Consider the following 26,579-nt stretch of genomic DNA (forward strand, 5'->3'; position numbering starts at 1 on the left):
GCCGATTATCAAGTCCGAATGCCTTTTTTTGCGTAAAGTAAGGGACGAGAGGTGAGAAATGATGATCCATGCATTTAATCAGGTCATGAATTATATTGATGAACAGTTGACAGATACGATCAATGATGAAGAAATTGCGAAACGAGCCGCTGTTTCTGCCTATCAGTTTCGCCGTATGTTTGCTTATCTGGCTGGCATGCCGCTAAATGAGTACATCAAAAATCGACGTCTATCACTGGCGAATCAAGCGTTGGTGACTGGAAGTTCCGTGACAGAGGTTGCTTTTACGTTCGGGTACCAATCGGTGGAAGGTTTTTCCCGCGCCTTTAAAGAATGGAGCGGGTTTTCACCGTCTGCTGTAGCGAAAAATGCGATTCAAAAATCATTTCCTAAATTTACCTTTGCTCTCACAATAAAAGGAGGAACATCAATGGAATTTAAAATTGAACAAAAAGACGCTTTTCATTTGGTTGGGGTCAGTAAACGCGTGCCTATCCAATTTGAAGGAGAAAATCCGGCAATTGCTGAGTTGGCACAAAGTATCACGCCCCAACAACGGGAAGAGATGCACAGCTTAGGAGATTTGTATCCACAACAGGTCCTGCAAGTATCCTATGATTTTGACGAAGGCTGGTTGCAGGAAAAAGGCGAGTTAACACAATTTATCGGCTTTGCTACTTCGAAAGAAAATCCTTATGAAGATTTGGAACAGTTGGCTGTTCCTTCATTGACATGGGCTATTTTTCCAAATCAAGGACCTTTTCCAGAAACCCTGCAAGGAACCTGGGCCGCAATCTACAGTGAATGGTTGCCGTCTTCAGGCTATGAGTTGATCGAAGCACCGGGAATTTCTTTTACCCGGTATGGTGACCCGCGGGAAAATACCTACAGTGAAATTTGGGTGGCGGTCAAAAAAACGGCGGAGTAAGCTGCTGATTTCGAAAAAAGTAACCCACTTTTTTTACACGAGTGATGAGCAGAAGAGAGGATTCTAAATAATTTCTTAACTAAGAAGAAGTTGCTGGTCTTTTCTCTCTGCTTCGACTATAATCATCTCTAATTGATGAAAAAGGAAGTGTAGAAATTGGATTGGCAGACGCTTTTTGCGCTTGTGGAGGGGAACTGTGAGAAAGTCGTTCCTATCGAAGTAGCAAGCGAACTTTGTTATGTCTATCAAACACGAAAAAAGGGGTTCCCTTTTCGAAATGTTGTGTATTGTCAAAAAACGGCATTTGCAGCAAATGAACTGCAAGAGATCATAGATTTCTTAAAAGCTCATGGCTACCAACCGCAAGTAGAACAATATTTGGCAGAAGCTGGAAAAGTTGGTATGAAGTAGACGAGGGTTTGACTTTCTGATTTTTTAAACTAGTCGAAAAAATTTTCCATATAAATACAAAAAAAGCAGCGCGAGCTGCTTTTTTGCGTTGTATCTGGTGTTTATTCTGCTTGGTAAGTGACATCGATATTGCCATCAACTGCTTTTGAATAAGGGCAGATGTGAGATGTTTCTTCCATATATTTTTCGATGTCTTCTTTTGAAAGGCCATCGATATGTCCAATAATATTTACTGCGATATGCAGGCTGGTTGTATCGCTCATGTCACCAAGCAAGCTTACTTCTGCCCGAACACTGCGGGATTTGTCGCCTAAGCCGTCACGTTCCAATGGGAAGGACATAGCGCCGTTGAAGCAAGCAGAGAAGCCAGCAGCGAACAATTCTTCAGGATTGGTGTATCCTTCTTTTTTAGTCATTGTTGTTTTAACGTTCAGGTAACCTGTAACGGATTTGCTTTCGCCTTCGCGTCCGCCTTCATTGACCACTGTTGCTACTGATAATTTTTTAACCATTTAAATCATCCTCTCTTATTTGATTACAGAATTATTATACGGGAAAACCGCCCTTACTTGAAATTATATGCCTAGCAAGACCATTGAAGAAAAGACCTCCAACAAGCTGGAGGTCTCATTTTTATTCCATCTGTTCATTTTTAGTGCTACACCGAATAACGAACTCTTCCGCTGAGAAGCATAAACAGGATGAAGGAAAGGGAAAGCAGCAGCATAATCGTTCCTAGTGACAACAGTAATGTATCCAATTTTTTCTCAGGAAAAATTTTGTGGAGTAGCTGGTACAGCAATAGACCCGCAATCCCGCCACCGGTATTCATAATTACATCGGTAATATCAGTTGCCCCCAAGGCCAGCAAGTACTGCAAGCCCTCGATGCTCACGCTGAACAGCAAAAGAAAAAGGCTGTTGGCAAAAAAATGTTTTTTGAACGCAATTCCCAAAAAAACGCCAAAGGGAAGAAAAATCACTCCGTTATAGATGGCTTCTTTAAAATCTACTTGTCCATTGATAATCGTTGACTGACCAAAAGGAATCAAGTTGATGTTGCGTTTCAGGATATCCGATTCCTGAAGAAGACTTTCAAAAGAAAGAGAGAATTTAAATAATAAAATCCAAATCAAAACAAGCAGATAACCTACGACGAAAATTTTGCTCCAGGTAGTTGTTTTCATAAGAAAACCTCCAATCATTCCAAGGGTTGTATACGACTGTACTGGAAGGCAGAAGGCAAGTCAACGAATGAAAAAAATTATAAGAAAAAAACAAAGTCTGTGGAAAGCGATGGAAGTCAGAACCTCCAGTTGAAAAACGAGAAATTCTGCAGAATCTGGTATACTGGAATCAGAAAAGAGGAATGAAGAAAAATGATGATTCGGCAAGCGACCACGGAGGATTATCCGGAAATTTATGCATTGGTAAAGCAAGCGTTTAAAACCGCACAAGTTTCTGATGGGAAGGAACAAGATTTCGTTACAGAATTGCGACAACGGGATACATTTCTTCCAGAGTTGGAATTTGTCGCAGAAGAAAATGGAGAATTGATCGGGCATGTCATGCTGACAGAGCAGTCAGTTGACCAAGGAGATGTCAGTGGGTTATTGTTAGCGCCTTTGTGTGTGGCTTTTGCCTATCGCAACCAAGGCATTGGTGGAAAATTATTGGCAACAGCACTGGATCAAGCGGTCCAATTAGAAAAGCAGGCAGTTTTTCTAGTAGGAAATTCTGAATACTATGCACGACACGGTTTTCAACAGGTAAAAATGTTCGGTTTAGAAAACCACAGCGAAGTTCCCGACCAATTTGTTTTGGGGAGAGAACTGATACCGGGTAGCTTAAAAAATGTTACGGGCGGACTGGCACTTCACTAAAGGAGAAGGAAGAGACAAATCAATTGACGAAAGTCTCTAAAACGTACGATAATACCTTCACTACTTATTTAAATTGGAGGAAAAAAGTCATGCCGAAAACACGGATCGAAGCCTTTACGGATGCAGTGATTGCCATTGTAATGACGATTTTAGTTTTGGAACTGCATACCCCGGAAGGTGACACTTGGGCTGCTTTTGAAGGAACATGGCATCAATTCGTGATTTATCTGATGAGTTTCATTTCACTGGCGATTTACTGGAATAACCATCACCACATGTTTCATATCGTTCGTCGCGTGGATGGTTGGGTCTTGTGGGCGAATAATTTATTGATTTTGATGATGACCTTGTTCCCTTTTGCCACAGCTTGGGTAGGAGATCACCCCACCTCGTTGGCACCGCAATTATTGTATGGACTGATTCTTTTGGGAACGGATCTTGCCTATTTGGTCGTTGGGTTAACCTTGGTTCGGGTCAATGGCAAAGATTCACCAGTGGGACGATTATTTGCGAACTATTCAAAAATGTATATCACGCTGGGATTGAATGTCGTGGCTCTTTTAGCTGGTTGGTTGATTCATCCTGTCAGTGTACTGGTGGTAAATGGCGTGATGCTGTTGCTGTGGTTTATCCCTGAAAAAAAAGTTGAAAAAATCCATTGAGTGAAAGTATTTTTAACCTATTTAGGAGGCGAAGAAAATGGAATTATTTGGAGGACAGGCAGTATTTTTAGCGGATTATAAAAAGGCAGCAAAAAATCCAAAAGCAGAAAAAGAAATCGTGGCGGAAGTCATGGAACAGCTAAATGATCAGTTGGCAAAAAGCAAACCTTCCCTTTATTTTCGATTATCTCCAGCGGCGTCATTGACCGGAAAAGAAGTTGTCTTTCCTTTTACGAAGGAATTATACTCGGAAGATCAAGAAGCAACGATTTCCACCCGCCTTTGCTATGGCAATGCAGAGTATCGTGCAGAAATTGACACGGATGAACAACTGTAAGATAAGGGATCAATTTTGACATTTGTTTCCTATGATGGTACACTTTGTAGCGCTTAGGAAAGGCTGAGAGTGATGATTTTCAACTATTATTTAAAATTTATTAGAGACACAGCTTCTGACAAATGAACTAGATGAAGCATTGTTAGAAGCGATACTATTGAGCATAGGCTCATTCTTCATCGAAACCGTCTAATAGACAGGCTTTTTTGGCATGGCTAAAAGATGGTCTCGATGGCATAGTTGGCTGTAGACGATGTTGTCTACAGCCTTTTTAATTTATAAAGGAAGTGAAAAAAATGCTGCAATTAACAAATATCACCCAACAATTTGGGGACAAAGTATTGTATGAACAATTAAATTTACAGATTAACCGTGGCGAACACGTGGGCTTGATTGGACAAAACGGTGCAGGAAAAAGTACCTTGATCAAAATCATCACCGGTGAGATTTTGCCAGATGATGGACGAGTAGACTATCCGAAAAACAGTAAGATCGGTTATTTGGATCAGTATGTTCGGGTGGATGAGGAATTGACAATCTTTGCCTTTTTAAAAACCGCTTTTCAAGAAGATCTGGATAAGGAACAAAAAATTACAGCCTTATACACGGAATATGCAGAAACATTGCAGGATCAATTATTGGAAAAAGCCGGACGTCTGCAAACGGAATTGGATCAAGGAGAATTTTATCAAATGGAAACCTTGATCCAAGAAATGGCGACCGGATTAGGGCTCGATGTGCTTGGACTGGATACTTTGCTGAAAAATCTTAGTGGGGGTCAACGTTCAAAAGTAATTTTGGCAAAATTATTGCTGGAAAAGCCTGAGATGCTGGTTTTGGATGAACCCACCAACCATTTGGATGATACCCATGTTCAATGGTTGACGCAATTTTTACAGGAATTCACTGGCACATTTTTAGTGATTTCCCATGATCGGCAATTTTTGAATGAAATCACGACCCACATTGCCGATATTGAGTTTGGAAAATTAACGAAATATACGGGTAATTTGACCCAAGCATTGAAGCAAAAAGAAGTCAATCGAGAATCTTATTTGCGGCAATACGCCGTCCAAAAAAGGCAGATTGAAAAAACAGAAGCCTACATTCGAAAATACAAAGCCGGTTCCCGTTCTACGATAGCAAAAAGTCGGCAAAAACAACTGGATAAAGTGGAGCGCTTGACTCCACCGACAGGGACGGCAAAACCGCATATCGTCTTTCCATATCGGGAGATTGTCACGACCTTTGCACTGGAAACAGATCAATTAGTGATCGGCTATGATCGCCCATTGTTGTCACCAATCAATTTGACGATTCGCTATGGAGAAAAAGTTGCGATTCGTGGTTTCAACGGGATCGGGAAATCAACCTTGTTAAAAACATTGATGGGGGAACGAACGCCTTTATCCGGAACTTTTCATTTTCCTGAAAATACGACGCTCAATTATTTTTCTCAGGAACTTCTTTGGGAAAACCCCTTGGAAACTCCGCTGCATTATTTAAGCGACCTGTTTCCAAAAGCGACAGTAAAGGAATTGCGGCGGCAATTATCGCGGGCGGGCTTAGCCAATCAGTTGGCACAGGAACCGTTGCGTTTATTGAGTGGTGGCGAACAGGCCAAGGTCAAATTTGCGCAAATGACGATGAAGGAAAGTAATTTTTTGATTTTGGATGAACCGACGAATCATATCGATCAAGAAACGAAGGAAAATCTGCAACAAAGTTTTCAAAACTTTGCGGGAACCGTAATTGTTGTTTCGCATGAGCAGGGATTTTATGAACCTTTTGTGGATCGTGTGATTAATCTGGGAGAAGAATAGGAGGAAATGAAGGGATGGATATTTTTGAAGAAGTTAATTTGACGGTCGTGGAACTACCGATTGAAATCGAAAATGATGTACCCGTTTATCGCGGTTTTTTACGGGAGTTACCTCTGATCAATGGAGAAGGAACTTCCCGACAGGCGATGTATCGGCAATTGGCAGAAGGCTATCAAGCCTATCTAGAGGCTAAAAAAATGCAAGAAGCAGAAAATCCAACGGAAGAAATGACCTCCTCTTTGCTTTCTTATGACCAACTTTTAAAATATTACGATGGAGAGACCTTTGACGGGTTTCAATTACCACCAAAAGAATAAACAACGAACAGGGATTTTTTCCTGTTCTTTTTTTGTGTGTATTTCAAAAAATATTTGTTATTTTAATCAGAATAGTCAAAAAATTCACAAAACATTTTGCGGTTTATGCTTTTGTCTGAGGGTGGTATCTGCTACAATGGTTTTTAAAATATTTTTAAAAAGGAGCAGAAGTGTATGACGATTTATAACTTTTCAGCCGGCCCAGCCGTATTACCCAAAGAAGTGCTGGCAAAAGCGCAATCCGAATTTCTAGATTATCAAATGAGCGGGATGTCTGTGATGGAGTTGAGTCATCGTTCCTCCTTATTTGATCAGATTATTAAAACTGCCGAAAAAAATTTACGGGAATTGATGGCGATTCCTGCTAATTATCGTGTTTTATTTTTACAAGGGGGCGCTAGTCTGCAATTTACAATGGTACCGTTAAATCTTGCGCAAGGAAAAAAAGCCCTGTATGTCAATACCGGTGTGTGGTCAAAAAAAGCAATCGCTGCCGCAAAAGCAATTGAAAAGGTTGATGTGGAAGTCATCGCTTCCAGCGAAGATCGAAATTTCAGCTACATTCCTGAAATAACAATCGATCAAATCGATCAGCGTGCAGCCTATTTGCATATTACCACCAACAATACGATTGCCGGAACAGCTTATCAAACAATTCCAAATGCTGGAAAAGTTCCAATTGTAGCAGATATGTCTTCAAATATTTTGGCGAATGACTACAATGTAGAAGATTTTGGACTGATTTATGCGGGAGCGCAAAAAAATATTGGCCCAGCCGGTTTGACCGTGGTGATCGTTCGGGAAGATTTGTTGGAGCAAAAGGTGTTTGCCCCCATGCTGGATTACAAATTACAGGCAGATAACGCCTCGTTGTATAATACACCACCAACCTATAGTATCTATATTGCCAAGCTAGTTTTTGAGTGGTTGAAGGAAAAAGGGGGCGTACTAGCAATTTTAGAAGCAGATCGTAAAAAAGCAGCCCTTCTTTATGAAGCCATTGAACACTCAGCCCTCTTTTCTAGTCCAGTTGAAAAAGAGAGCCGTTCGATCACAAATATTCCTTTTGTGACGGGGAACACTGATTTGGATCAACAGTTTGTTCGATTTGCAGAAGAAGCTGGTTTGATCAATTTGAAAGGACACCGTTCCGTTGGGGGAATGCGGGCAAGTTTATACAATGCTTTTCCTGAAGCAGGTGTATTGAAGTTGATTGAGTGCATGAAAGAATTTGAAGGGAGACAAGCCAATGTTCCAGATTAAAACATTTAATGCGATTGCCCCAGAAGGTATGAGCCGTTTTGACGAAAATTATTTGATTAACGAAAGTGAAAATCCGGATGGAATTATTTTACGCAGTCAAAAACTTCACGACTATGCCTTTCCTGAGTCGGTAGTGAGCGTTGCAAGAGCCGGAGCCGGCACCAATAACATTCCTGTTGATCGTTGCACACAGCAAGGAATCGTGGTATTTAATACACCCGGTGCCAATGCCAACGCAGTCAAGGAATTGGTGATTGCCAGCTTACTGCTTTCCGTGCGCCCTATTTTGCAAGGGGCTCAGTGGGTCCAAACGTTATCCGGTCCAAATGTTGAAGAACAGGCCGAAGCACAAAAAAGTCAGTTTGCCGGTACGGAATTGGAAGGAAAGCGATTAGGAATCATTGGCTTGGGGGCAATCGGTGCGATGGTTGCCAACGATGCCTATCGTTTAGGAATGGAAGTCATGGGCTACGATCCTTACGTTTCGGTTGATACAGCATGGAGCATTTCCAGACGGGTCAAACGGGCGGCAGATTTGTCCGAGATTTTCAAAAATTGTGATTTTATCACGCTTCATGTACCTTTGATGGAAAATACCCATCATCTGATCAGCACGGCAGAACTGGCACAAATGAAGCCTACTGCTAAACTGTTTAATTTTTCTAGAGGAGAAATCGTGGATACCACGGCTGTTTTGACAGCGTTGGATGCAGGTGAGCTTGCCGGTTTTACGACAGATTTTGCCGATGAAAAATTATTGAATCATAAAAAAGTTTTGGTACTGCCCCATTTAGGTGCCTCAACAGAAGAAGCCGAGGTCAACTGTGCCAAAATGGCAGCTCGAACATTGAAACGATTTTTAGAAACCGGAACAATCAAACGCTCAGTGAATTTTCCTTCAGTGGAAATGGCGTTTCAATCTCCCTATCGGATAACGGTGATCAATCGCAATGTACCGAATATGCTTGGTCAAATTTCTTCGACGATTGCTGAAATGGGTATCAATATTGATAACATGGTCAACCGTGGACAGGAAGATTATGCCTATACCCTGATCGATATTCAAGAAACGAATCCAGAAAAAGCAGAAAAGGTTGCTGGAAAATTACGGGAAAATCCGGATATTTTGCGGGTTCGTGTTATTAAACAACCGGAAGGAGGATACTGATGGTTCAAATTCGCCCCTTTCGCGGCGTTCGTCCGCCTGCTGAATTAGCAGAAAAAGTTGCGGCATTGCCATATGACGTGGTCAACAGTCAAGAGGCAGAGCAATTAGCTGCCGAGAATCCCTACAGTTTTTTTCATATCGACAAAGCTGAAATTGATTTGCCGGAAACCATTGACCCCTATGACGAGCAAGTTTATCAAAAAGCAGCCGAAAATTTTGCCGACTTTCGAAGAAAAAACTGGTTGATAAAAGAAGAACAGCCTGTCTTTTATCTTTATCAATTAACCATGGGGACCCGTAGTCAAACAGGATTGGTGGTCTGCACGTCAATTGAAGATTATTTGGCAAAAAAAATCAAAAAACATGAATATACCCGACCAGAAAAAGAACTGGACCGCATTCGTCATATTGAAGCCTGTGACGCCAATACCAGTCCGATTTTTTTAAGCTACCGCAAAGAAACCGCTATTCAATCGATCATTGATCAGTGGCAAGCTGCTCATGCGCCTCTTTATGACTTTACTAGCTTCCATGAGGTAACTCATACAGTTTGGTTAATGGATGATCAGAAAACCATCGACGAATTGGTGGGGCTGTTTGCAGATGTGCCAGCACTTTATATCGCTGATGGGCATCATCGGACAGAGTCGGCAGTTAAAGTTGGAAAAGAAAAAAAGGGCAGCAGCCTAGAAAGTGATATTTTTTTATCGATTATTTTTCCGGATGATCAACTGGCAATCTGGGAGTACAATCGGGTATTGAAGGTAACCATCCCAGATGATTTTCTTTCACAGCTTCAAGAAAATTTTGTCGTTGAAAAAAGCGAAAAAGTAAAACCGGAGAAACCGGGAGAATTTCAACTATTTTGGGAGAGTGAATGGTATCGTCTAGCCATCAAGCCTGAAAAAATCCCAGCTTCCGTAGTCGAAAGTTTAGATGTTTCTTTGTTGCAAACCTACGTCTTTGAAAATATTTTTGGGATTCAGGATGTTCGTACCGATCCCCGCATCGATTTTATTGGAGGCATTCGTGGCAGTGAGGAATTGGAACGCTTAGTTAAACAGGAGGAGTGGAATTTGGCTTTTTCTCTTTATCCCACTGCGATGAAAGATTTATTGGCTGTGGCAGATGCCAATGAAATTATGCCGCCAAAGTCCACATGGTTCGAACCAAAATTATTAAGCGGCTTGTTTTTACATGAATTGGAGACGCGATGAATAGAATCGTTTGAAACAAAAACCAGTTTAGCTGGTTTTTGTTTTGTCGATAATTTGCTATCCTTAGAAATAAACGAGAAGGAGATTACGATGGCGATATATTTGGAGATGCCAAATTTGAATAAGGATTTTCCGTTTCGAACGTTGGTCAACGACGGGAATATTCTAACGACTCCTCATTGGCACAGAGAAATTGAATTAATCTATGTCACTAAAGGAAAAATTTCTTTAGGGGTGGATGATGTACCCTATAAATTATCGCAGGGAGAAATCGCGTTTATCAGTAGCGGGGTGATCCACTATGTTTTGGCTTCTCCTGGAAGCGAGCGGCAGGTTTACCAATTTGATTTGTCTTACTTTACTGCTTTAAATAAAGAAAATATTGATGTAATGGAAATATTTTCAAAATTGCAACCGGTGAGCACGGATTGGTCCAAACAAACAGAAACCGAAATTCAAAAGTTGTTGGAATCAATCGATAAAGAGATGAGCACTTCTGAACCGGGCTATCAATTTGCAGTAAAAGCCGCTATTTATCGCTTGATCACCATTTTGATAAGAGAAATCCCTAAAAAAGAAAGAAAGGCAAAGAAAATAAATCCAACAAATAATGAAGAGGTGTTGGAGCGGCTGGATGGTATTTTTCGTTACGTGGAGAAATACTATAAGGAGCCGATTTCACTGCAAAAAATCGCAGATATTTCTGGATATAGCACCTTTTATTTCACCAAATTTTTTAAAAAAAATACAGGGAAAACTTTTTTGACGTTTCTAAATGATTATCGAATTGATAAAGCAAAATGGTTGCTAATCAACAGTGATTATCCAGTTTCTGAAATTATTTCCGAAACCGGTTTTGAAAGTGATAAAACATTTTATCGTCTATTTAAAAAGACAATGAAAATGCCGCCGTTGGATTATCGAAACAAGATGAAATTATAAAGATCAAGGGACAAGCTTCAGTTGGATAAAAGAAGCTTGTTTTTTTAGCGCAATATTTGAGAATAAAAAAGCAATTCTTGGGGAGTGAAAGCGATCCCCGATGTTTTATAATGCCAATGTAATCGATAGCAAAGAAAATAATTTGAGGAACAAAGAGGAGTGTTTTTATATGAGAAATCGGTTTTTATGGGGAGGCGCAATCTCTGCTGCCCAAAGTGAAGGCGCTTATTTAGAAAAGGGACGGTTACCGTCAAATTTTGATTTTTTACCGTTGGACGATCGCCGTTTAAAAGCAGTATATAAGAATGATTCAGAATCATTGTTGCATTCAACAACGAAAGATATTTATCCAAGCAGATTTGGAAACGGTTTTTTTCAGCATTACGAAGATGATATCGAACTACTGAAGGAACTAGGTGTTAATAGTTTTCGTTTTTCTATCTCTTGGTCAAGAATTTTTCCAACTGGGGAAGAGGAAGAACCCAACGAAGAAGGCTTACAGTTTTACGACGATCTGCTGACGAAATTAGAAGAAGCAAAGATTGAACCCATCGTGACATTGAGTCATTTTGAAATCCCAATCACTCTTGTGGAAAAATATAATGGGTGGGAAAATCGAGAGGTTATTAGGCTCTTTTTAAATTATGCGAAGGCAGTCATGACAAGATTTTCGAAACGAGTGAAATATTGGATTCCTTTTAATGAAATGAATATGGTCTTGCATATTCCTTACATTGGCGGTGGAGTACTGTTTGAAGAAAAGAAGGATAATCTGTCCATTCAGTTTCAAGCGGGGCATCATCAATTGTTGGCCAATGCGCTGACTGTCCAATTAGGGAAGAAAATCAATCCTGAAATGGAATTTGGTGCGATGCTGGCAGCTGGAAAGACCTATGCTTATACTTGCAATCCCAAAGATGTATTTGCGGCGTTGAAACAAGATCGGGAGAACCTCATGTTTTCTGACGTTCAGGTCTTCGGCGAATATCCCCACTTTTTCAAAAATTATCTAAAGGAAAAAAATATTTCCTTAGTAACTACGGATCAAGACAATGAAATTTTGAAAGAGAATACCGTCGATTTTGTTTCATTCAGCTATTATTCAAGTGCTTGTACTGCAGAAAATGAAGCGGGAATCGATCGAACGGCGACAAATGGCTATACGACCTTGCGAAATCCATATTTACCAAAAAGTCAGAGCGTTTGGCAAATCGATCCATTAGGGTTGCGAATCACCCTAAATCAGCTTTATGAACGTTACAAAAAACCGCTGTTTATTGTTGAAAACGGTTTGGGTGTTCAAGATGAGTTTAAGAATGGAAAAATTTCAGATTCCTATCGTATTGATTATTTAAAGGAGCATCTTAAAAATATGCTTTTAGCTATTGAGGAAGATGGCGTTGATCTGATGGGGTATTTAATTTGGGGCATCATTGATTTGCCAAGCGTTAGTGAAGGAAAAATAAGTAAACGCTACGGCGTTATCTATGTGGATCAAAATGATGTGAATGAAGGAACCCATAATCGATATAAGAAAGATAGTTTTAATTTTTATCAAAAAGTCATTGCATCAAATGGCACCTATGTCTTTGAATAGATCTTAGAAAGAAAGAGAGAGAAAACATGAGAAATTACGAAGAATTATCTAAAGCAATCATAAAAGAACTTGGAGGCAAAGAAAATATTAATTTCGCCGTCCACTGTGCGACTCGTCTGCGCTTCAATTTGAAAGATCCTAAAGCAGTCAATGAACAACAACTTGAAAAAGTTCAAGGCGTTGTTGGTATCAATCCGACACCAACTCAATTTCAAGTAATTATTGGCAGCCATGTAGCAGACGTTTTTGATGAAGTTGTGAAACAAGGCGTTATCAATGGAGACACAGAAGGAAAAGAAGTTGAGGTAAAAAATGACAAGCAGGCGAGTGTTTTTGATAAAATCATCGACACGATCACCGGCTGTATGACCCCAATGATTCCAGCATTGACAGCTGCTGGGATGATCAAGGTTATCTTGTCACTTTCAACGACCTTTCACTGGTTGTCAAATGAATCTGCTACTTACCGTGTATTAGATTTCATTGGCGATGGTGCATTTTATTTCATGCCGATTTTGTTAGCGGTTTTTGCAGCAAATAAATTTAAAGTCAATACGTCTATTGCTATTATTGTTGTCGGTGTTTTTCTACATCCAAACTTTACTAGTTGGGTCACATCCGGTGATCCCATTTCCTTTATCGGCTTACCGATTCAAGGCGTCAGCTATGCAGCATCAGTTATTCCAGCTTTATTGACTGTTTGGATGATGTCATACATTGAAAAATTAGTTGATCGAATTACTCCAAAAGCACTTAAAATTATTTTGAATCCAACCTTGGTTTTATTGATAACGGCTCCATTAGCATTGATTGTTATCGGTCCTTTAGGAAATTATGCAGGTCAAGGATTAGCTTGGGTCATTAACTTACTTGAAGGAAAATTAGGATTTATTATGGTTGCTCTATTGGCTGCAGCAATGCCATTCATCGTAATGACAGGAATGCACCATGCCTTGACACCAATCTTTGTTGCTTCATTTGCAGCTACTGGTACAGAGTCCCTAATCTTGGTTGCGCAAGTTTGTGCGAACCTCGCACAAGGGGGAGCAACATTAGCCGTTGCTTTGAAATCAAAAGACAGAAATGTAAAATCGTTGGCAACGGCAGCTGGAGTCTCAGCCATCATGGGGATCACAGAACCGGCATTGTATGGGGTGACCATGAAATATAAAAAACCACTGATTGCGGCTTGTATCAGTGCCGGCATTGCCGGTTGTTTCGCTGGATTGATGCATGTCACATTGTATGTGCCGCAAAATAGTTTAATGGCAATCCTTGGCTTTTCTGGTGACAAAGGAACTGCAAATGTGATAGCAGGTGTAACAATGATGCTGGCTTCCGTCGTTCTCTCTTTTATTCTGACTTGGTTCTTACAAAAGGAAAATCCAGCAGTTACAGAAGAAGATTCCACTGCAAATCTAGTTAAAGCCTAATTAAAATTGTAGGACGGGAATCCGTTCTACAATTTTTCATCATAAAGAATAGTGAGGGAACAGGATGAAGATTTTTTTAAATGATTATGCTAAAGAAACATTAGAAAAAGCAGAAAGCTTATTCTTCAACGGAAATGGCTTTCTAGGAGTCAGAGGAAATTTAGAAGAAGATTATTATGATCATTTTTCTACGAATCGTGAAACCTATATCAATGGTTTTTATGAAACAAAAGCAATTCATTACCCAGAAAAAATGTACGGCTTTACTCCGATTGGGGAATCAATGGTCAGTGTAATCGATGGTCAAACGACGCTAATCACGATTGGTGGGGAACGATTTACTATCGAATCAGGAAAAATCAGCCACTCGAAACGCTATATTGACTTGGAGAAAGGAATAACGGTTCGAGAACTGCAATGGGAATCACCAAAAGGAAAAATAACGAAAATCACCATTTCCCGCTTGGCGTCTTTTTCCTTTAAAAATCTTTTTTCAATGCAATTTGAATTTGAAAAGATCAATCATGACTTGCCAATCGAAATTGAGACTCATTTGAACTTTAATCCAATTCGAACCGTTGATAAAAATGACCCTAGAATTAGTCATGACACCCACCAATTAGTAATTAATCACATTGATTTGCCTCACAATTTTTGTACCTTTTCCACAGAAAAATCAAAACTGACGGGTGAATTGCGCTGGAAAATCGAAGGAGAATCGGTGAGTGGAAAAATTGAAAAAGAGCGTATTATTCTTTCCACGACGCTTCAAGGAACAACCTACACAAAGACGTTAAGTTATACTGCTCGGGGATACAGGCATGAAGGGTTAGACCTTTCCTTTTCTGAATTAGCGCAGGAACAGGAGAACTATCTAACCGAATTTTGGCAAGATGCAAAGGTAGAGATCGTCAGCGATGATGGATTGGAAGAAAGTGTCAATTATAGTACATTTGCTTTGTTGCAGTCTGCTGGAATTGACGGGCAAAGCAGCGTGGCAGCAAAAGGATTAAGTGGCAGCGGCTATGAAGGCCATTATTTTTGGGATACGGAAATGTACATTTTCCCAGTCTTTCTTCATCTGCAGCCAACCATCGCAAAGAAAATTTTGGAATTTAGATACCACCTGCTAGAAAAAGCAAAAGAAAATCGGTCCTTATTTGGTTATCAAACCGGGGCTCTTTATCCGTGGCGAACGATTTCCGGCAGTGAGTCCTCTGCCTTTTTTGAAGCAGGCTCAGCGCAGCATCACATCAACGCAGACATTGCCTACGCCTTCATCTCCTATTATCAGTATACCCGTGATCTGAAGTTTATGTTTGAACAAGGATTTGAGGTATTACTTGAAACAGCTCGAGTATTTAAAGAAATCGGTTATCTTAAAAAGGGTGTGTTCCACATCGATAAAGTAACCGGACCAGATGAATACACGGTATTGGTCAATGACAATTATTATACGAATAAAATTGTTGCCCACCAGTTTAAATGGATCGGTCGTTTTGCTGATTTATTTGCTGAAGAAGACGCTGAGCGTTGGCAAAAGTTGTGTGGGCAATTAGGTTTAACAGATGATGAACTTGAAGCCTATCGGTGTTATGGAGAGTCTATGGCATTGCCTTTTAATGAAGAATTAGAAATCATTGCTCAAGACAGAGACTTTTTAAATAAGGAATTTTGGCCATTATCAAAAGAAGAAACACATTACCCATTGCTATTGAATTATCATCCTCTTATGATCTATCGGTATCAAATAAGCAAACAAGCAGATACCGTTTTAGCCTTGATGTTGTTTGAAAAAGAATTTGAGAAAACGACGATTGAAAAAAGTATCGCTTATTATGATCGCGTAACTACCCATGATTCTTCTCTTTCCTACTCCGCATTTTCGATTGTTTACAGTCGGCTAGGCAATCTTGAAAAAGCCTATGAGTACTTTTTAGAAAATGCGCGCATCGATTTGGATAATACACATAACAACACAAAAGATGGCATTCATACAGCGTCTATGGGGGGAACTTTCATGACCATCGTCTATGGTTTCTGTCATTTAACTATTGAAGAGGACCAGTTAAAAGTCACCCCTAATCTGCCAGAAAAAATCAAAGAAATTCATTTTTCAACCTATTTTAAAGGGGAAAAATATCAGGTATCGGTTACCCATACAAGTGCCACCATTGAAAAAGCGGGAGAATGAAACGTATTCTATAGAAAAAACTCGAAGGAAAAGCTTTTAGTCAGTGATTCCTTCGAGTTTTTAATTATTTGCGGGGTAAAAAGCGGTTGTCCCGGTAAAACCGAGCAATCATAATTGATTCGTAAATCGCTAAAAAAAGGAATAGGACGGTAATCAGCAGGACAGATTTGTAGCCAAACCAGTGGAAAAAAGCGACAGAGACGATTCCGCCACCGATAAAGGCAAGCACCACTCTTAGAAAATGCATGAAATTGTCCCAATCGTGAGTATCTTTGGTTTTTAGATAGTCATAAAGATTAGTAGCCACACCCTTTAAATTACCGGTCGTGAACAAGTTCGTATAAGCACGACCATCAATTTTATCAAAAGCAATCCATTGAATCGCCGCAGTAAAAGCAATCAGAATGGTCACAAGGGCAGGGGAATGATTGATCCCGGAAAAGCTGACCAAAAAGAAAATCAAAGCTTCATAATATAAAACAAATAATCGCCAAAAATGCAGTTCTTTTTTTCGAAAATAATCGATCAAAAACTTAGTCAACAAAATGCCCAAAAAGAAAAAAGATGTTGAAAGGATTTTCTTACCAACGTTGGACCAATCGCCGTCAAAGGCCTGAATAATCGCCAAAACGATATTGCCGGTTTGTGCTGAAGCAAATGCGCCATAATGGATGTATGTGTAGGCGTCCATTGCACCTCCGATAAAAGTGAGGAGCAGTCCAACAAAGCGGTCCTCATGAAAAGATTGTTTCACAGTAGTCACCAACTTATTTATATACTGAAGCTATGTTACCACATATTTTCTGAAAATAATGCAGAAAAAAGAATTTGTCACTAAAAAAGGCAAACCACAGTGGGCTTGCCAGTAAAAATTTTTTACAGTATTAGGTTGGTTCATTTAGTGCATTGACGATAGCGGCATTGAAGGCCTCTAAATCTCCGGGATTACGGCTGGTGATTAAATTGTGATCAATGACTACAGGTTGATCTCTGACAGTAGCACCGGCATACATCAAATCAGGTAAAATGGATTCGTAGCCGGTCAACGTAAGATTAGGGAGCAGTTCAGTTTGAATAAAAATCTGTGGCCCATGACAGATAGCAAACACTGGTCGATGAGATTCTAAAAAATCTTTGGTCAGTTGAACATAGCGTTCATCGGTTCGTAGTTGATCTGGAGAAAAACCACCGGGAATCAGTAATGCGTCAAAATCTTGCCAAGAAATGCCGTCAATAGAAGTGTCTACCGGAAATTTTGTGCCTTTTTTACCAGTCACTGTGTCTTTTTCACTGATAATCACCATATCATGTCCGGCATTTTCAAGGGCTTCCTTTGGTGAAGTTACCTCAATGTCTTCAACTAAATCGGTCATAATTACTGCTACTTTGCTCATTTTTTCGCCTCCTCTGATATTATCTTTAATGGTAGAGAAGGGCTGAGAAAATTGCAATAAATTTGATTGCAGGTGCTAAAAAGAAGACGTTTTTGTTTCCTACTCTTCAATTAACAGGGCTTGGATGCCTTTGCCGGCTAGAATTCGTGCTGCGTTATAAGGATTCAATCCTTTACGGAAAGTGATATACACTTTTTGATTGGTAGGGACTTCTGCTAAACGTTCCCGTAACACGCTGAGGGGAATATTTTTTGTCGCCGGAACGGTTCCTGAAAGTGGCTTGTCGGCTTCACGAACATCAAGGAAAAAGGCGGTTTCGAAATCTTCTTTTGGGATGTCTTCCCGTTTAATCGTGACGATAGTGCTGTTCAACTGATTGATAGCAACATAACCAGCCGTATTCAGCGGATCACGAGTAGTTGAGTAAGGAGGAGAATAAGGCAACTCCAAATCCGGCAAATCAAATACCGTCAGGTTGCCGGTAATCGCAACGGAAAGTTCACCAATCCGTTTATCCACACCATTTTCGCCAACTGCTTGTCCACCTAAAATTTTTCCGGTAGTTTCTTCAAAAATCAGTTTTAGATTCAATCGTTTGGCATCAGGATAAAAATACGCATGATCAAATGGCGTAATGAAAATCGTTTTGTAATTCGTGATTCCAGCAGCTTTCAGCGTATGTTCAGTGTAGCCGACAAAACTAGCTGTCAAATCGAAAATTTTGGCAACTCCCGCTCCAATAAAGCCGCGGTAAGTCAATGGATTTCCGTTGATGATATCGGCTAGCAGATGCCCTTGACGATTTGCTCCACTGGAAAGCATGCTAGGGGTAGATAAACCGGTGATCCAGCTTGTTGTCTCGATCACATCCCCGATTGCATAAATATCAGGTACATTGGTAGCTAAGTGCTCATCCACAAGAATATGTTGATCTTCTGCTAATTGGATTCCTGCTGCGGCAGCTAATTCATTGTTTGGTTTGACACCAGCCGCAAAAATCAGCAGATCCGTTTCTAGTGTAGAACCGTCTGCCAAAACTAAGAGTTTACCTTCTTGCTGAATTTCAGTAACCGTTTCCTCCAATAATAGATGGACACCATTTTTTTCCAGATGTTGATGGATAATTTCAGCAATCTCCGAATCATAAGGAAACGCAACTTCTGGTAACTGGTCAATGACTGTCACATCAATCTTGCGGTGACGCAAATTTTCAGCAATTTCTAAACCGGCAACCCCTGCCCCGATAATCGTGGCTTTTTGCGGTTGTTTGGCAATCAGGAAGTCTTTGATTTCGGCTGCATCAGTCACATTGCGTAAAACAAACCCATTTTTGGCTGTTTCAATTCCTTTGATAGGAGGTAAAACAGCGCGCGAGCCGGATGAAATCACCAGCACATCATAGGGTGCTTGGTAACTTTCCTGTGTTTCAAGATTTTTGATTGTCACTTCTTTATTCGTAGGATCAATCGCAGTTACCTCATGACGAATGCGGACATCGATATTATTTTTATTTTTCAAAATCGCTGGGGTGCGCTCAATAAGAGAATCCAAATCAGTAATCACATCTCCCAAATAATAGGGTAACGCGCAACTGGCATAAGAAATATTTTCTCCCCGTTCGATCATTAAAATTTCAGCATTTTCATCCAAACGCCGCAAGCGGGTCGCAAAAGACGGACCACCAGCGACTGCACCGATAACAACAACTTTCATTTTATTTCCTCCTTTATGTTCCGTGGTATAAATGGAACAAACATCCTTTTGCAAGCGAATCACTCTGCTTTAGCTTATAGTACAATGGCAACATGGTGACGGCAACTATTTATACTTCTCGTTTGAAAAAAGCTGGTATTTTAGAAAATAATTTCGTGGTATGATAATCAAAAAAAGGTGGGATGGAAGATGGCAAAGTATGAACGGCATTTGATTGGTGAATTTAAAGAGGTATTGAAAAGTTGCGAAAAAGCAATCATGGAGGGAAGTATGTCTGCCAGTTATGAAGACGGCAGTGATTTTTCTGCTGGTACGATCAACGTCGCAGTGCGGGTTTATGAACGGTACAGTGCTTTTGGCGGCAATCGTGTTAGTTTGAATCTGACACTGGTAGGTGAAGAAGATCGGATTTTTCTAACGGCGATTACCTCTGGCGGCAGTGAAGCCTTGATTTTCAAAGTGAATACCTTTGGGGAAGAAGCCTTTTTGGAAACTTTGACGAAAAAAATTGATGAGCAATACCCCCTTCAAAATTAATTCTTACAACAAAAGCTGGTGCTGTCCGTCTGGAAACGCCAGTTTTTTTATTTGCTATAAAATGAAAGAAGGCTCAGAAATAACCAAATTTTCTAAGGAAAACCGTTAAATAGGTTTTTCGTATGCAGGCTATCAAAGACTAGAAAAGGGAGGGATTTCGTTAGAAAATAAGCAGTGTTTTTAAAAGAGCACATTAAAAATAGATTTTAATAATTATATTTCTCACAGAGATTTTTTCTTGAATTTCCTAATAAATAAGAATAAACTATCCTTTGTGAATTTTCAGAAAATTTTTCAGTTTTTTTAGCAAAGGAGTCTTGTATGAATCAAGAAAAAACATTCATGGGGCAGCCAAGAGGGTTAGCCACTTTGTTCTTTACAGAAATGTGGGAACGATTTAGTTATTATGGTATGCGGGCGATTCTTTTATACTTTATGTATGATACCGTTACGAATGGTGGATTGGGCTTATCAAAACCTACTGCCGTAGCAATTATGTCGATTTATGGTTCACTGGTCTATATGTCCAGCATCGTTGGTGGTTGGATTTCTGACCGCCTGTTGGGTTCCCACAAAACCGTTTTTTATGGCGGGGTATTCATCATGATCGGACATATCGTGTTGGCGACACCACTTGGTTTGCCGGCATTGTTTCTTTCAATGATATTAATTGTGATTGGAACAGGGATGTTAAAATCAAATGCTTCCGGAATGGTAGGGCATTTGTATGCACCGGAAGATTTGCGGCGAGACGCCGGTTTCTCTATTTTTTATATGGGAATCAATATCGGTGGGCTGTTAGCACCAATCATTGTCGGAATGCTTGGTCAAAATGTCAATTACCACTTAGGTTTTTCGATTGCGGCAATCGGGATGTTTATCGGTTTGGTCCAATATGTTATTCAAGGAAAAACGACCTTGGCACATATCGGTCAGGCACCGACACATCCGTTAGTTGGTGCTGAGAAAAAGAAATTTTTCCGCGGCATCACATTAAGTCTGATTTTTGTGATCGTCTTGTTTGGCGGAGCCGCTGTTTTGAATCAACTGACTGTCAATTTCTTTATCAATAGTATCAGTGTTTTAGGAATTTTATTGCCAGTGTATTACTTTACCAAAATGTTGCGATCAAAAGATGTTACACCGGATGAAAAGAAAAAAGTATTGGCTTATATTCCACTTTTTCTTGCCGGTATCGTTTTTTGGTCATTGGAGGAGCAGGGTTCTTCAATTTTAGCCTTGTTTGCAGCAGAACGAACACAATCCACTTTATTTGGATTGACGATTCCTGCCAGCTTGTACCAATCATTGAATCCGTTATTTGTCGTGATTTTGACACCGGTCTTTGTGGGTTTATGGACTAAATTAGGACCCCGTCAGCCTAAGACAGAAGTGAAATTCGCTATTGGTTTAGTTTTAGCAGGCTTGTCCTTTATCTTATTGATGTTTCCAAGTCTGTTGTTTGGTGTCGGACAAAAAGTCAGTCCGATTTGGTTAGTGGCAAGCTTTTTCATCATGATTGCCGGAGAAATGTGTTTGTCACCGGTGGGCTTATCGGTCACCACCAAATTGGCACCGAAAGCGTTTGAAGCCCAAACCTTAGCAATTTGGTTATTGGCAGATGCATCTTCTCAAGCCATCAATGCCCAGATCGCACGTTTCTATACACCTTCCACAGAAGGCATGTATTTTGCTGTTGTCGGCGGAATCGCAGTCGTTGTAGGGATTTTACTTTACAGCGCAAAAAAACCGATCCGTCGTTTGATCGGAAATATTCATTAATAAAAAGAAGCATCTTTAAAATTTTGATAGGGTCCTCTTAGAGTAGACAGTGGAAATAAAAAAACTGTTTACTTTAAGAGGACCCTATTTTTTAGTTGGATACATTTAAACCCAAATACGTTTTTATTTTCTGTTCAATAAAGTTTATATGATTCTCAATCTTATTTTGTTCTTCATGCAAATATTCTAATTGATTAAATAATAGTTTCAGTCTATCGGGGATGGTTTCTTCGCCCTGGTATCTAAGTTGGGCATACTCTTGCATATTTTTTATACTCATACCTGTTTTCTTTAAACGAATAACGAATTCAATCCAAATCACATCGTTATCAGTATAGTATCTTCTGTTGTTTTCTCCTCTATTAGAAAAAATCAGCCCTTCTTTTTCATAAAAACGAAGGGTATCAATTGAAAGACCGCAAAGTTTAGAAAATTCTCCAATAGAATATTCCATGAAAACACTCCAATTCCATATCTTTTTTAGATTTTATTGAACAATACGCTGAATCACATATATTGTCAATCTAAAAAAACAAAAATTATATTGACATGGAGTACACTCCAGCATTTAGTCTAATCTCATCCATAATTTTGTGGAAAAGAAGGAGGAATAATATGACTGATAAAAAGAGATATGATATTGGGTTGAAAAACCTTGAACGGGTTGATAGCCATTCGGAGAAAGCTGTGATTGAGTCATTAGCTGGTTTATCTGAAGATGTTGGTAGATATATCGTTGAGTTTGCTTTTGGCGATATTTACGACAGACCGGTGTTGGATTTACAACAGCGGGAGATGATTACTATTACTAGCTTACTTACCCAAGGTGATACGGCACCACAAATGAAAGTTCATGTTAACGGATCACTTAACGTGGGGCTTTCGGAAGAACAAATTATTGAGACTTTTATTCAGTGTATACCATATGTTGGCTTTCCCAAAGTTTTAAATGCTGTATCTGTTGCATTACAAGTTTTTAAGGAGAGGGGAGACGAGTAGTTAAATTAATTTCATAAATAGTAGTCCTAGATATGAAGCAATCCCCAAAAGTTAGATTTTCTGGTCTAACTTTTGGGGATTGCTTCATACTTTTAATAGCCCGCTTTTATTTTTTGTTTATTTGACAGAGACGACTTGGTTTCTTTTATTCGTCTTCTTTTACTACCTTATTGTTTAAATCTGTCCGTACCACCAATACATCACACGCCGCATTGCGAATTACGTATTCTGAAACGGAACCGATGAATAATCGTTCCACAGCATTCAAGCCGGTGGCACCGAGTAAAATTAAATCAACATGGTGTTCTTTTGGCAACTGTTTGGCAATAATCGGTTTTGGCGAACCGTATTCGATGACTGTGTCAATATCGGTACAATCTTGTCCTTTAGCGAAATTAACGTAATCATCCAGTGTTTTCTTAGCCATTTCTGTTGCTTGTTCTGCCAGCATACCGTCAAAGGATGAGACGGTTTGGAAGGCACGCGTGTCGATAACGTGGGCGATCACTAATTTTGCCTGGTTACGTTTGGCGACGTTTACCGCTTTTTTAAATGCCAGTTCTGCTTCACTAGAGCCATCAACGGCAACCATAATCGTCTTATATTGTTGTAACATACAAATCACTCTCCTTGCCCTTTTCTTTATTGTAGAACACTTCGAAAAAAAGGGAAAGGATTTAGGCAAGGACTACTTCATCTTTTTCGCAAGAGCAATGCCAAACACTGCCGCCAAAAGCAGCATCACTAACAAAAACATCAGCGTAACAAATGTATGATTGAAAAAGGCGATAAAAACCCCTAACAATCCTAAAAAGCCGTATGCCAGACCAAAACTTTGAAAAAAGCTTTGATTTTCTTCCTTTTCTTCGATTAAAGCAAAGAAGACCTCCTGCTTTTTCAATAAAAAATAGCTGACGGCAAATAAAACCAAAGAAACAACGAGAACCAATCCAGTGATCATTAAAAACGCTCCTTACATTTTTTTCTAACTAAAGTATAAGGAAAGGGAGTCATAATAGCAAACGCTTCTCGGAAAAGTTCTTTTAGAACATAAAAAAACAACCTGTCAAAAGACAGGTTGCACATTCTAAAAGAAGAATGGGGTAATATCCGTCGATGCCGTTATTTGTCCCGTAGTATTGATCCCGCAAATTCTAGCAGGTGGGTTCCATGGTCTAAGTCTCGAACTACCAAAAGAAAAGGCTTGTTACCAACTTTGACACAGGACGGATCCCAAGATATCAATAAAAATGTTCGGTCAACACACAAAAGGGATAACTCGTACATCACAGAATTCCCATCTCAATAATAGCACGTGACAGAAAAAGTAGCAACAAGAATGATTGCGTTTTTGAAACCGCTATCTCACTCGGCTATTTCTCGATTTTTGGTGTCTTGCCGCCTTGCTTTTTCCAGTCTTGGATTCGTTGATACTGTTGTCCTAACGCTTGTTCATATTTTCCGGTTCCTTTTGGATGATAGTAGGAAGCATGTTTGATTTTATCCGGCAAATATTGCTGGTCTACCCACGCATGTTCAAAGTTGTGGGGGTACTGATAGCCGACACCGCGATTCAATGCAGCAGCGCCTTTGTAATGGCTGTCTCGCAGATGATCCGGCACATCACCGGTTTTCCCGCTGCGGATATCAGCAATTGCATCATCCAGCGCCATCATCGCAGAATTAGATTTCGGCGAAAGACACAAATCCACCACAGAATTTGCTAAAGGAATACGGGCTTCCGGCAAACCTAAGCGTTCTGCTGCCAGTACAGCATCCACCGTTCGAGCGGCTGCGGGAGGATTCGCCAAGCCAATGTCTTCATAGCCAATCACCATCAATCGACGGCAAATAATTGCTAAATCTCCGGCTTCCACTAATCTTCCTAAATAATGTAAGGCTGCATCCACGTCACTGCCGCGAATTGATTTTTGAAAGGCAGAGATTACATCATAGTGGGCATCGCCATCCTTGTCATGGGTCAGCGCTTTTCGTTGGATGCACTCTTCGATAATTGACAGGGTAAGGTGAGTCACGCCGTCCTCATTTAGGGTGGAACGAACCGCCAATTCCAGACCATTCAAGGCACTGCGCAAATCTCCGTTGGTGGCTCGAGAAAGGTGCAGTCGGGCATTCTCATCGATGACAACTTGTTTATACCCTAATCCCCGTTCTTTGTCAGCTAACGCAGAGTCGATGGCGTGCAAAATATCGTCTTCATCCAACGGCTTTACTTCAAAAATTTGGGTTCGACTGCGGATGGCAGGACTGATGGTGATGTAGGGATTTTCGGTGGTGGCACCAATCAAAATGATTCTGCCGCTTTCCAAGTGGGGCAGCAAAAAATCTTGTTTTGTTTTATCCAGACGATGGACTTCATCCAATAATAAAATAACGGTACCGCTCATTTTGGCTTCTTCGGCAACAATCTGCAAATCTTTTTTTGTATCGGTTGCGGCATTCAGCATTCGAAAGGCATATTTTGTAGAGCCGGCGATCGCACTGGCGATACTGGTTTTTCCAGTGCCCGGTGGACCGTAAAGAATCATTGAGGACAACATTTTTGCTTCGACCATTCGCCGAATGATTTTTCCTGGTCCAACTAAATGCTGTTGTCCGACCACTTCATCTAAATTTCGTGGCCGCATACGATAGGCAAGTGGTTTTTGCATGTTTTTTCTCCTCGTTTAATGGATTAAAAATTCCTATTGTTTTTTGTTTTCATTATACTAAGCATAGCACAATTGCCAAAAAAAGAGTGCTTATTTCTTAACATTAGGCGCCAGACGTAGCAACTGCCGCTACAATTGTGTAAAATAGATGGGGTGAGGAAAATGAAAAAAACGATTGAACTGTTTAATACAAACTCAACGCCGGAAATCGCCCGCTATTTGCTAGGGATGTATTTGGAACATAATACGCCACAAGGAAAAATCGGCGGCTACATCGTTGATTGTGAAGCCTATCTTGGACCAGACGATCAAGCTGCCCATAGTTTTGGCATGCGTCGAACACCGCGAGTTCGAGCGATGTATGAAAAGCCCGGCACGATTTATTTATATACGATGCACACCCATTTAATTTTGAACATGATTACACAACCGGAAGGAACACCTCAAGGAGTGATGATCCGAGGATTAGAACCAGCCGAAGGGTTGCTCCAAATGAGTGAGAATCGAGGCGGACGGCAAGGGGCAGAGCTTGCTAACGGTCCCGGAAAATTAGTGGCGGCATTAGGAATCACGCCCGATTTTTATGGACGTTCTATTTTTACCAGTGACTTACATCTTTTACCAGAAAAGAAAAAAGAACCAAAAGAGATTTTGGCGTTGCCTCGGATCGGAATTCCCAATAAAGGAGTTTGGACGGAGATGCCGCTGCGTTTTGCCGTCAAGGGCAATCCGTTTATCTCACAACAAAAGAAAGCACAAATCGAAACGGATTGGGGATGGAAAAATGGCTAAACTGACTATGTTGGATTATTTAAACGAACAGTTGACGAAACACTTGAATGACTATGAGGTGGCACTGGATTGGGATATGAAAAACCATACCATTGAGTTAGTAATTCGGCTTTTTGCGGAAAACCCTGCTCATTTGACGATTGATGATGCAGAAGGCGTGGCATCAGAAGAAGCAATCATTGAATTTGAAGACGGTATTTTACTATATGATCCAAAAAAATCAATTGTTGATGAGGAAGAGTATTTGACGGTGATTCCTTATGAAGGGAAAAAAGGTGCGTCAAAGGCTCAATTAAAAGGACTGGTTGCCTATTTGAAGGATGTATTGGATCAAGGACAAAGTGATTTGTTGGACTTTTTAACGGACGAAGACCAGGAGGTTTTTGAATTGGTTTGGGAGCAGGAAAAATTTCTTGAAGCAATCGAAAAATACCCACAGGAGCAAGCCCTATACGTTCCTTATCCTAGCTATTAACAAAAAAATGAGAAGCAGACTAAATACGAACAAGGGAGCAA

General features: G+C 40.2%; 28 protein-coding genes and 1 other RNA gene. 19 read left to right on the forward strand and 10 right to left on the reverse strand.

Annotated features, from left to right (window positions below; translation table 11 throughout):
• Nucleotides 1-61: 61 nt before the first annotated feature.
• Nucleotides 62-928, forward strand: a complete 867-nt coding sequence (locus BAU16_RS04930; RefSeq protein WP_161526616.1) for an AraC family transcriptional regulator — start codon at nt 62-64, stop codon at nt 926-928.
• A gap of 156 nt (nt 929-1,084) precedes the next feature.
• The gene (locus tag BAU16_RS04935; protein WP_048603770.1) at nt 1,085-1,339 is read left to right on the forward strand and encodes a hypothetical protein; all 255 of its coding nucleotides are present in this window, start codon (nt 1,085-1,087) and stop codon (nt 1,337-1,339) included.
• 101 nt (nt 1,340-1,440) lie between these two features.
• On the opposite strand, the gene BAU16_RS04940 is transcribed toward BAU16_RS04935, so the two are convergent.
• The gene (locus BAU16_RS04940; protein WP_048603771.1) at nt 1,441-1,851 is read right to left on the reverse strand and encodes an Ohr family peroxiredoxin; all 411 of its coding nucleotides are present in this window, start codon (nt 1,849-1,851) and stop codon (nt 1,441-1,443) included.
• A 146-nt stretch (nt 1,852-1,997) separates the two neighbouring features.
• A complete protein-coding gene (locus tag BAU16_RS04945; protein WP_048603772.1) occupies nt 1,998-2,525 on the reverse strand; it encodes a VanZ family protein in 528 nt (175 codons plus the stop codon).
• Nucleotides 2,526-2,717: 192 nt separating this feature from the next.
• On the opposite strand from BAU16_RS04945, the gene BAU16_RS04950 reads away from it, so the two are divergent.
• From BAU16_RS04950 to BAU16_RS05005, 12 genes are all read left to right on the forward strand, one after another.
• Nucleotides 2,718-3,221 (forward strand): GNAT family N-acetyltransferase, encoded by a 504-nt coding sequence (locus tag BAU16_RS04950; protein ID WP_161526593.1) that lies wholly within the window; start codon nt 2,718-2,720, stop codon nt 3,219-3,221.
• Nucleotides 3,222-3,310: 89 nt separating this feature from the next.
• Complete coding sequence (locus BAU16_RS04955) at nt 3,311-3,883, forward strand: TMEM175 family protein (RefSeq protein ID WP_048603774.1); 573 nt, start codon at nt 3,311-3,313, stop codon at nt 3,881-3,883.
• A 37-nt stretch (nt 3,884-3,920) separates the two neighbouring features.
• The gene (locus BAU16_RS04960) at nt 3,921-4,220 is read left to right on the forward strand and encodes a hypothetical protein (RefSeq protein WP_161526594.1); all 300 of its coding nucleotides are present in this window, start codon (nt 3,921-3,923) and stop codon (nt 4,218-4,220) included.
• 296 nt (nt 4,221-4,516) lie between these two features.
• Nucleotides 4,517-6,043 carry an ABC-F family ATP-binding cassette domain-containing protein gene (locus BAU16_RS04965; protein WP_048603776.1) on the forward strand — a complete coding sequence of 509 codons (1,527 nt, stop codon included), beginning with the start codon at nt 4,517-4,519 and terminating at the stop codon, nt 6,041-6,043.
• A 14-nt stretch (nt 6,044-6,057) separates the two neighbouring features.
• The gene (locus BAU16_RS04970) at nt 6,058-6,360 is read left to right on the forward strand and encodes a hypothetical protein (protein WP_048603777.1); all 303 of its coding nucleotides are present in this window, start codon (nt 6,058-6,060) and stop codon (nt 6,358-6,360) included.
• A gap of 174 nt (nt 6,361-6,534) precedes the next feature.
• On the forward strand, nt 6,535-7,623 hold the full coding sequence (gene serC, locus BAU16_RS04975; RefSeq protein ID WP_161526595.1) for a 3-phosphoserine/phosphohydroxythreonine transaminase: 1,089 nt from the start codon (nt 6,535-6,537) through the stop codon (nt 7,621-7,623).
• Nucleotides 7,610-8,791, forward strand: a complete 1,182-nt coding sequence (locus BAU16_RS04980) for a phosphoglycerate dehydrogenase (RefSeq protein WP_161526596.1) — start codon at nt 7,610-7,612, stop codon at nt 8,789-8,791. Before serC ends, BAU16_RS04980 begins: the two co-directional genes overlap by 14 nt.
• Nucleotides 8,791-10,008 (forward strand): DUF1015 domain-containing protein, encoded by a 1,218-nt coding sequence (locus BAU16_RS04985; protein ID WP_161526597.1) that lies wholly within the window; start codon nt 8,791-8,793, stop codon nt 10,006-10,008. Before BAU16_RS04980 ends, BAU16_RS04985 begins: the two co-directional genes overlap by 1 nt.
• Nucleotides 10,009-10,098: 90 nt before the next feature.
• On the forward strand, nt 10,099-10,950 hold the full coding sequence (locus BAU16_RS04990; RefSeq protein ID WP_161526598.1) for a helix-turn-helix domain-containing protein: 852 nt from the start codon (nt 10,099-10,101) through the stop codon (nt 10,948-10,950).
• 169 nt (nt 10,951-11,119) lie between these two features.
• Nucleotides 11,120-12,547 carry a glycoside hydrolase family 1 protein gene (locus BAU16_RS04995; RefSeq protein WP_161526599.1) on the forward strand — a complete coding sequence of 476 codons (1,428 nt, stop codon included), beginning with the start codon at nt 11,120-11,122 and terminating at the stop codon, nt 12,545-12,547.
• A 26-nt stretch (nt 12,548-12,573) separates the two neighbouring features.
• A complete protein-coding gene (locus tag BAU16_RS05000) occupies nt 12,574-13,980 on the forward strand; it encodes a PTS transporter subunit EIIC (protein ID WP_161526600.1) in 1,407 nt (468 codons plus the stop codon).
• A gap of 64 nt (nt 13,981-14,044) precedes the next feature.
• The gene (locus BAU16_RS05005; RefSeq protein ID WP_161526601.1) at nt 14,045-16,174 is read left to right on the forward strand and encodes a glycoside hydrolase family 65 protein; all 2,130 of its coding nucleotides are present in this window, start codon (nt 14,045-14,047) and stop codon (nt 16,172-16,174) included.
• A 64-nt stretch (nt 16,175-16,238) separates the two neighbouring features.
• Here BAU16_RS05005 and BAU16_RS05010 read toward each other — a convergent pair whose 3' ends face one another.
• The 3 genes from BAU16_RS05010 to BAU16_RS05020 form a co-directional block, all read right to left on the reverse strand.
• The gene (locus BAU16_RS05010) at nt 16,239-16,928 is read right to left on the reverse strand and encodes a YoaK family protein (RefSeq protein ID WP_048603785.1); all 690 of its coding nucleotides are present in this window, start codon (nt 16,926-16,928) and stop codon (nt 16,239-16,241) included.
• 130 nt (nt 16,929-17,058) lie between these two features.
• Entirely contained in the window at nt 17,059-17,568 is a 510-nt protein-coding gene (locus BAU16_RS05015) for a type 1 glutamine amidotransferase domain-containing protein (RefSeq protein WP_048603786.1), read from the reverse strand.
• A 99-nt stretch (nt 17,569-17,667) separates the two neighbouring features.
• The gene (locus BAU16_RS05020; RefSeq protein ID WP_161526602.1) at nt 17,668-19,281 is read right to left on the reverse strand and encodes an FAD-dependent oxidoreductase; all 1,614 of its coding nucleotides are present in this window, start codon (nt 19,279-19,281) and stop codon (nt 17,668-17,670) included.
• A 189-nt stretch (nt 19,282-19,470) separates the two neighbouring features.
• Here BAU16_RS05020 and BAU16_RS05025 point away from each other — a divergent pair, with 189 nt between their 5' ends.
• Together BAU16_RS05025 and BAU16_RS05030 are read left to right on the forward strand one after the other, a co-directional pair.
• Nucleotides 19,471-19,818 (forward strand): DUF6054 family protein, encoded by a 348-nt coding sequence (locus tag BAU16_RS05025; protein ID WP_048603788.1) that lies wholly within the window; start codon nt 19,471-19,473, stop codon nt 19,816-19,818.
• A 321-nt stretch (nt 19,819-20,139) separates the two neighbouring features.
• Nucleotides 20,140-21,600 (forward strand): peptide MFS transporter, encoded by a 1,461-nt coding sequence (locus BAU16_RS05030; protein WP_137605511.1) that lies wholly within the window; start codon nt 20,140-20,142, stop codon nt 21,598-21,600.
• A 91-nt stretch (nt 21,601-21,691) separates the two neighbouring features.
• On the opposite strand, the gene BAU16_RS05035 is transcribed toward BAU16_RS05030, so the two are convergent.
• Nucleotides 21,692-22,054, reverse strand: coding sequence for a MerR family transcriptional regulator (locus tag BAU16_RS05035; RefSeq protein ID WP_161526603.1), 363 nt, complete (start codon nt 22,052-22,054; stop codon nt 21,692-21,694).
• Between the two features lie 161 nt (nt 22,055-22,215).
• Here BAU16_RS05035 and BAU16_RS05040 point away from each other — a divergent pair, with 161 nt between their 5' ends.
• Nucleotides 22,216-22,599, forward strand: coding sequence for a carboxymuconolactone decarboxylase family protein (locus BAU16_RS05040; protein ID WP_161526604.1), 384 nt, complete (start codon nt 22,216-22,218; stop codon nt 22,597-22,599).
• A gap of 145 nt (nt 22,600-22,744) precedes the next feature.
• Here the strand turns inward: BAU16_RS05040 and BAU16_RS05045 are convergent, their stop codons facing one another.
• The 4 genes from BAU16_RS05045 to BAU16_RS05060 all read right to left on the reverse strand — a co-directional run bounded on the left by BAU16_RS05045 (nt 22,745) and on the right by BAU16_RS05060 (nt 25,271).
• The gene (locus tag BAU16_RS05045) at nt 22,745-23,215 is read right to left on the reverse strand and encodes a universal stress protein (protein WP_048603791.1); all 471 of its coding nucleotides are present in this window, start codon (nt 23,213-23,215) and stop codon (nt 22,745-22,747) included.
• Between the two features lie 72 nt (nt 23,216-23,287).
• Nucleotides 23,288-23,560 carry a hypothetical protein gene (locus BAU16_RS05050; protein WP_048603792.1) on the reverse strand — a complete coding sequence of 91 codons (273 nt, stop codon included), beginning with the start codon at nt 23,558-23,560 and terminating at the stop codon, nt 23,288-23,290.
• A gap of 142 nt (nt 23,561-23,702) precedes the next feature.
• Nucleotides 23,703-23,897: non-coding RNA, 6S RNA (gene ssrS, locus BAU16_RS05055), on the reverse strand.
• Nucleotides 23,898-23,972: 75 nt separating this feature from the next.
• Nucleotides 23,973-25,271, reverse strand: coding sequence for a replication-associated recombination protein A (locus BAU16_RS05060; protein WP_161526605.1), 1,299 nt, complete (start codon nt 25,269-25,271; stop codon nt 23,973-23,975).
• 162 nt (nt 25,272-25,433) lie between these two features.
• Here BAU16_RS05060 and BAU16_RS05065 point away from each other — a divergent pair, with 162 nt between their 5' ends.
• Together BAU16_RS05065 and BAU16_RS05070 are read left to right on the forward strand one after the other, a co-directional pair.
• Complete coding sequence (locus tag BAU16_RS05065; RefSeq protein WP_161526606.1) at nt 25,434-26,063, forward strand: DNA-3-methyladenine glycosylase; 630 nt, start codon at nt 25,434-25,436, stop codon at nt 26,061-26,063.
• A complete protein-coding gene (locus BAU16_RS05070; RefSeq protein WP_161526607.1) occupies nt 26,056-26,538 on the forward strand; it encodes a DUF3013 family protein in 483 nt (160 codons plus the stop codon). Before BAU16_RS05065 ends, BAU16_RS05070 begins: the two co-directional genes overlap by 8 nt.
• The last annotated feature ends 41 nt before the right edge of the window (nt 26,539-26,579 follow it).

Source organism: Enterococcus sp. JM9B, assembly GCF_009933265.1.
GTDB classification, from domain to species: Bacteria; Bacillota; Bacilli; order Lactobacillales; family Enterococcaceae; genus Enterococcus_C; species Enterococcus_C songbeiensis.

Excerpts from the sequence above, each read along its gene's own strand:
- BAU16_RS04930 (WP_161526616.1), top strand. The coding sequence starts at position 62 with ATGATCCATGCATTTAATCAGGTCATGAATTATATTGATGAACAGTTG.
- BAU16_RS04940 (WP_048603771.1), bottom strand. The coding sequence starts at position 1,851 with ATGGTTAAAAAATTATCAGTAGCAACAGTGGTCAATGAAGGCGGACGC.
- BAU16_RS04945 (WP_048603772.1), bottom strand. The coding sequence starts at position 2,525 with ATGAAAACAACTACCTGGAGCAAAATTTTCGTCGTAGGTTATCTGCTT.
- BAU16_RS04950 (WP_161526593.1), top strand. The coding sequence starts at position 2,718 with ATGATGATTCGGCAAGCGACCACGGAGGATTATCCGGAAATTTATGCA.
- BAU16_RS04955 (WP_048603774.1), top strand. The coding sequence starts at position 3,311 with ATGCCGAAAACACGGATCGAAGCCTTTACGGATGCAGTGATTGCCATT.
- BAU16_RS04960 (WP_161526594.1), top strand. The coding sequence starts at position 3,921 with ATGGAATTATTTGGAGGACAGGCAGTATTTTTAGCGGATTATAAAAAG.
- BAU16_RS04965 (WP_048603776.1), top strand. The coding sequence starts at position 4,517 with ATGCTGCAATTAACAAATATCACCCAACAATTTGGGGACAAAGTATTG.
- BAU16_RS04970 (WP_048603777.1), top strand. The coding sequence starts at position 6,058 with ATGGATATTTTTGAAGAAGTTAATTTGACGGTCGTGGAACTACCGATT.
- serC (WP_161526595.1), top strand. The coding sequence starts at position 6,535 with ATGACGATTTATAACTTTTCAGCCGGCCCAGCCGTATTACCCAAAGAA.
- BAU16_RS04980 (WP_161526596.1), top strand. The coding sequence starts at position 7,610 with ATGTTCCAGATTAAAACATTTAATGCGATTGCCCCAGAAGGTATGAGC.
- BAU16_RS04985 (WP_161526597.1), top strand. The coding sequence starts at position 8,791 with ATGGTTCAAATTCGCCCCTTTCGCGGCGTTCGTCCGCCTGCTGAATTA.
- BAU16_RS04990 (WP_161526598.1), top strand. The coding sequence starts at position 10,099 with ATGGCGATATATTTGGAGATGCCAAATTTGAATAAGGATTTTCCGTTT.
- BAU16_RS04995 (WP_161526599.1), top strand. The coding sequence starts at position 11,120 with ATGAGAAATCGGTTTTTATGGGGAGGCGCAATCTCTGCTGCCCAAAGT.
- BAU16_RS05000 (WP_161526600.1), top strand. The coding sequence starts at position 12,574 with ATGAGAAATTACGAAGAATTATCTAAAGCAATCATAAAAGAACTTGGA.
- BAU16_RS05005 (WP_161526601.1), top strand. The coding sequence starts at position 14,045 with ATGAAGATTTTTTTAAATGATTATGCTAAAGAAACATTAGAAAAAGCA.
- BAU16_RS05015 (WP_048603786.1), bottom strand. The coding sequence starts at position 17,568 with ATGAGCAAAGTAGCAGTAATTATGACCGATTTAGTTGAAGACATTGAG.
- BAU16_RS05020 (WP_161526602.1), bottom strand. The coding sequence starts at position 19,281 with ATGAAAGTTGTTGTTATCGGTGCAGTCGCTGGTGGTCCGTCTTTTGCG.
- BAU16_RS05025 (WP_048603788.1), top strand. The coding sequence starts at position 19,471 with ATGGCAAAGTATGAACGGCATTTGATTGGTGAATTTAAAGAGGTATTG.
- BAU16_RS05030 (WP_137605511.1), top strand. The coding sequence starts at position 20,140 with ATGAATCAAGAAAAAACATTCATGGGGCAGCCAAGAGGGTTAGCCACT.
- BAU16_RS05035 (WP_161526603.1), bottom strand. The coding sequence starts at position 22,054 with ATGGAATATTCTATTGGAGAATTTTCTAAACTTTGCGGTCTTTCAATT.
- BAU16_RS05040 (WP_161526604.1), top strand. The coding sequence starts at position 22,216 with ATGACTGATAAAAAGAGATATGATATTGGGTTGAAAAACCTTGAACGG.
- BAU16_RS05045 (WP_048603791.1), bottom strand. The coding sequence starts at position 23,215 with ATGTTACAACAATATAAGACGATTATGGTTGCCGTTGATGGCTCTAGT.
- BAU16_RS05050 (WP_048603792.1), bottom strand. The coding sequence starts at position 23,560 with ATGATCACTGGATTGGTTCTCGTTGTTTCTTTGGTTTTATTTGCCGTC.
- BAU16_RS05060 (WP_161526605.1), bottom strand. The coding sequence starts at position 25,271 with ATGCAAAAACCACTTGCCTATCGTATGCGGCCACGAAATTTAGATGAA.
- BAU16_RS05065 (WP_161526606.1), top strand. The coding sequence starts at position 25,434 with ATGAAAAAAACGATTGAACTGTTTAATACAAACTCAACGCCGGAAATC.
- BAU16_RS05070 (WP_161526607.1), top strand. The coding sequence starts at position 26,056 with ATGGCTAAACTGACTATGTTGGATTATTTAAACGAACAGTTGACGAAA.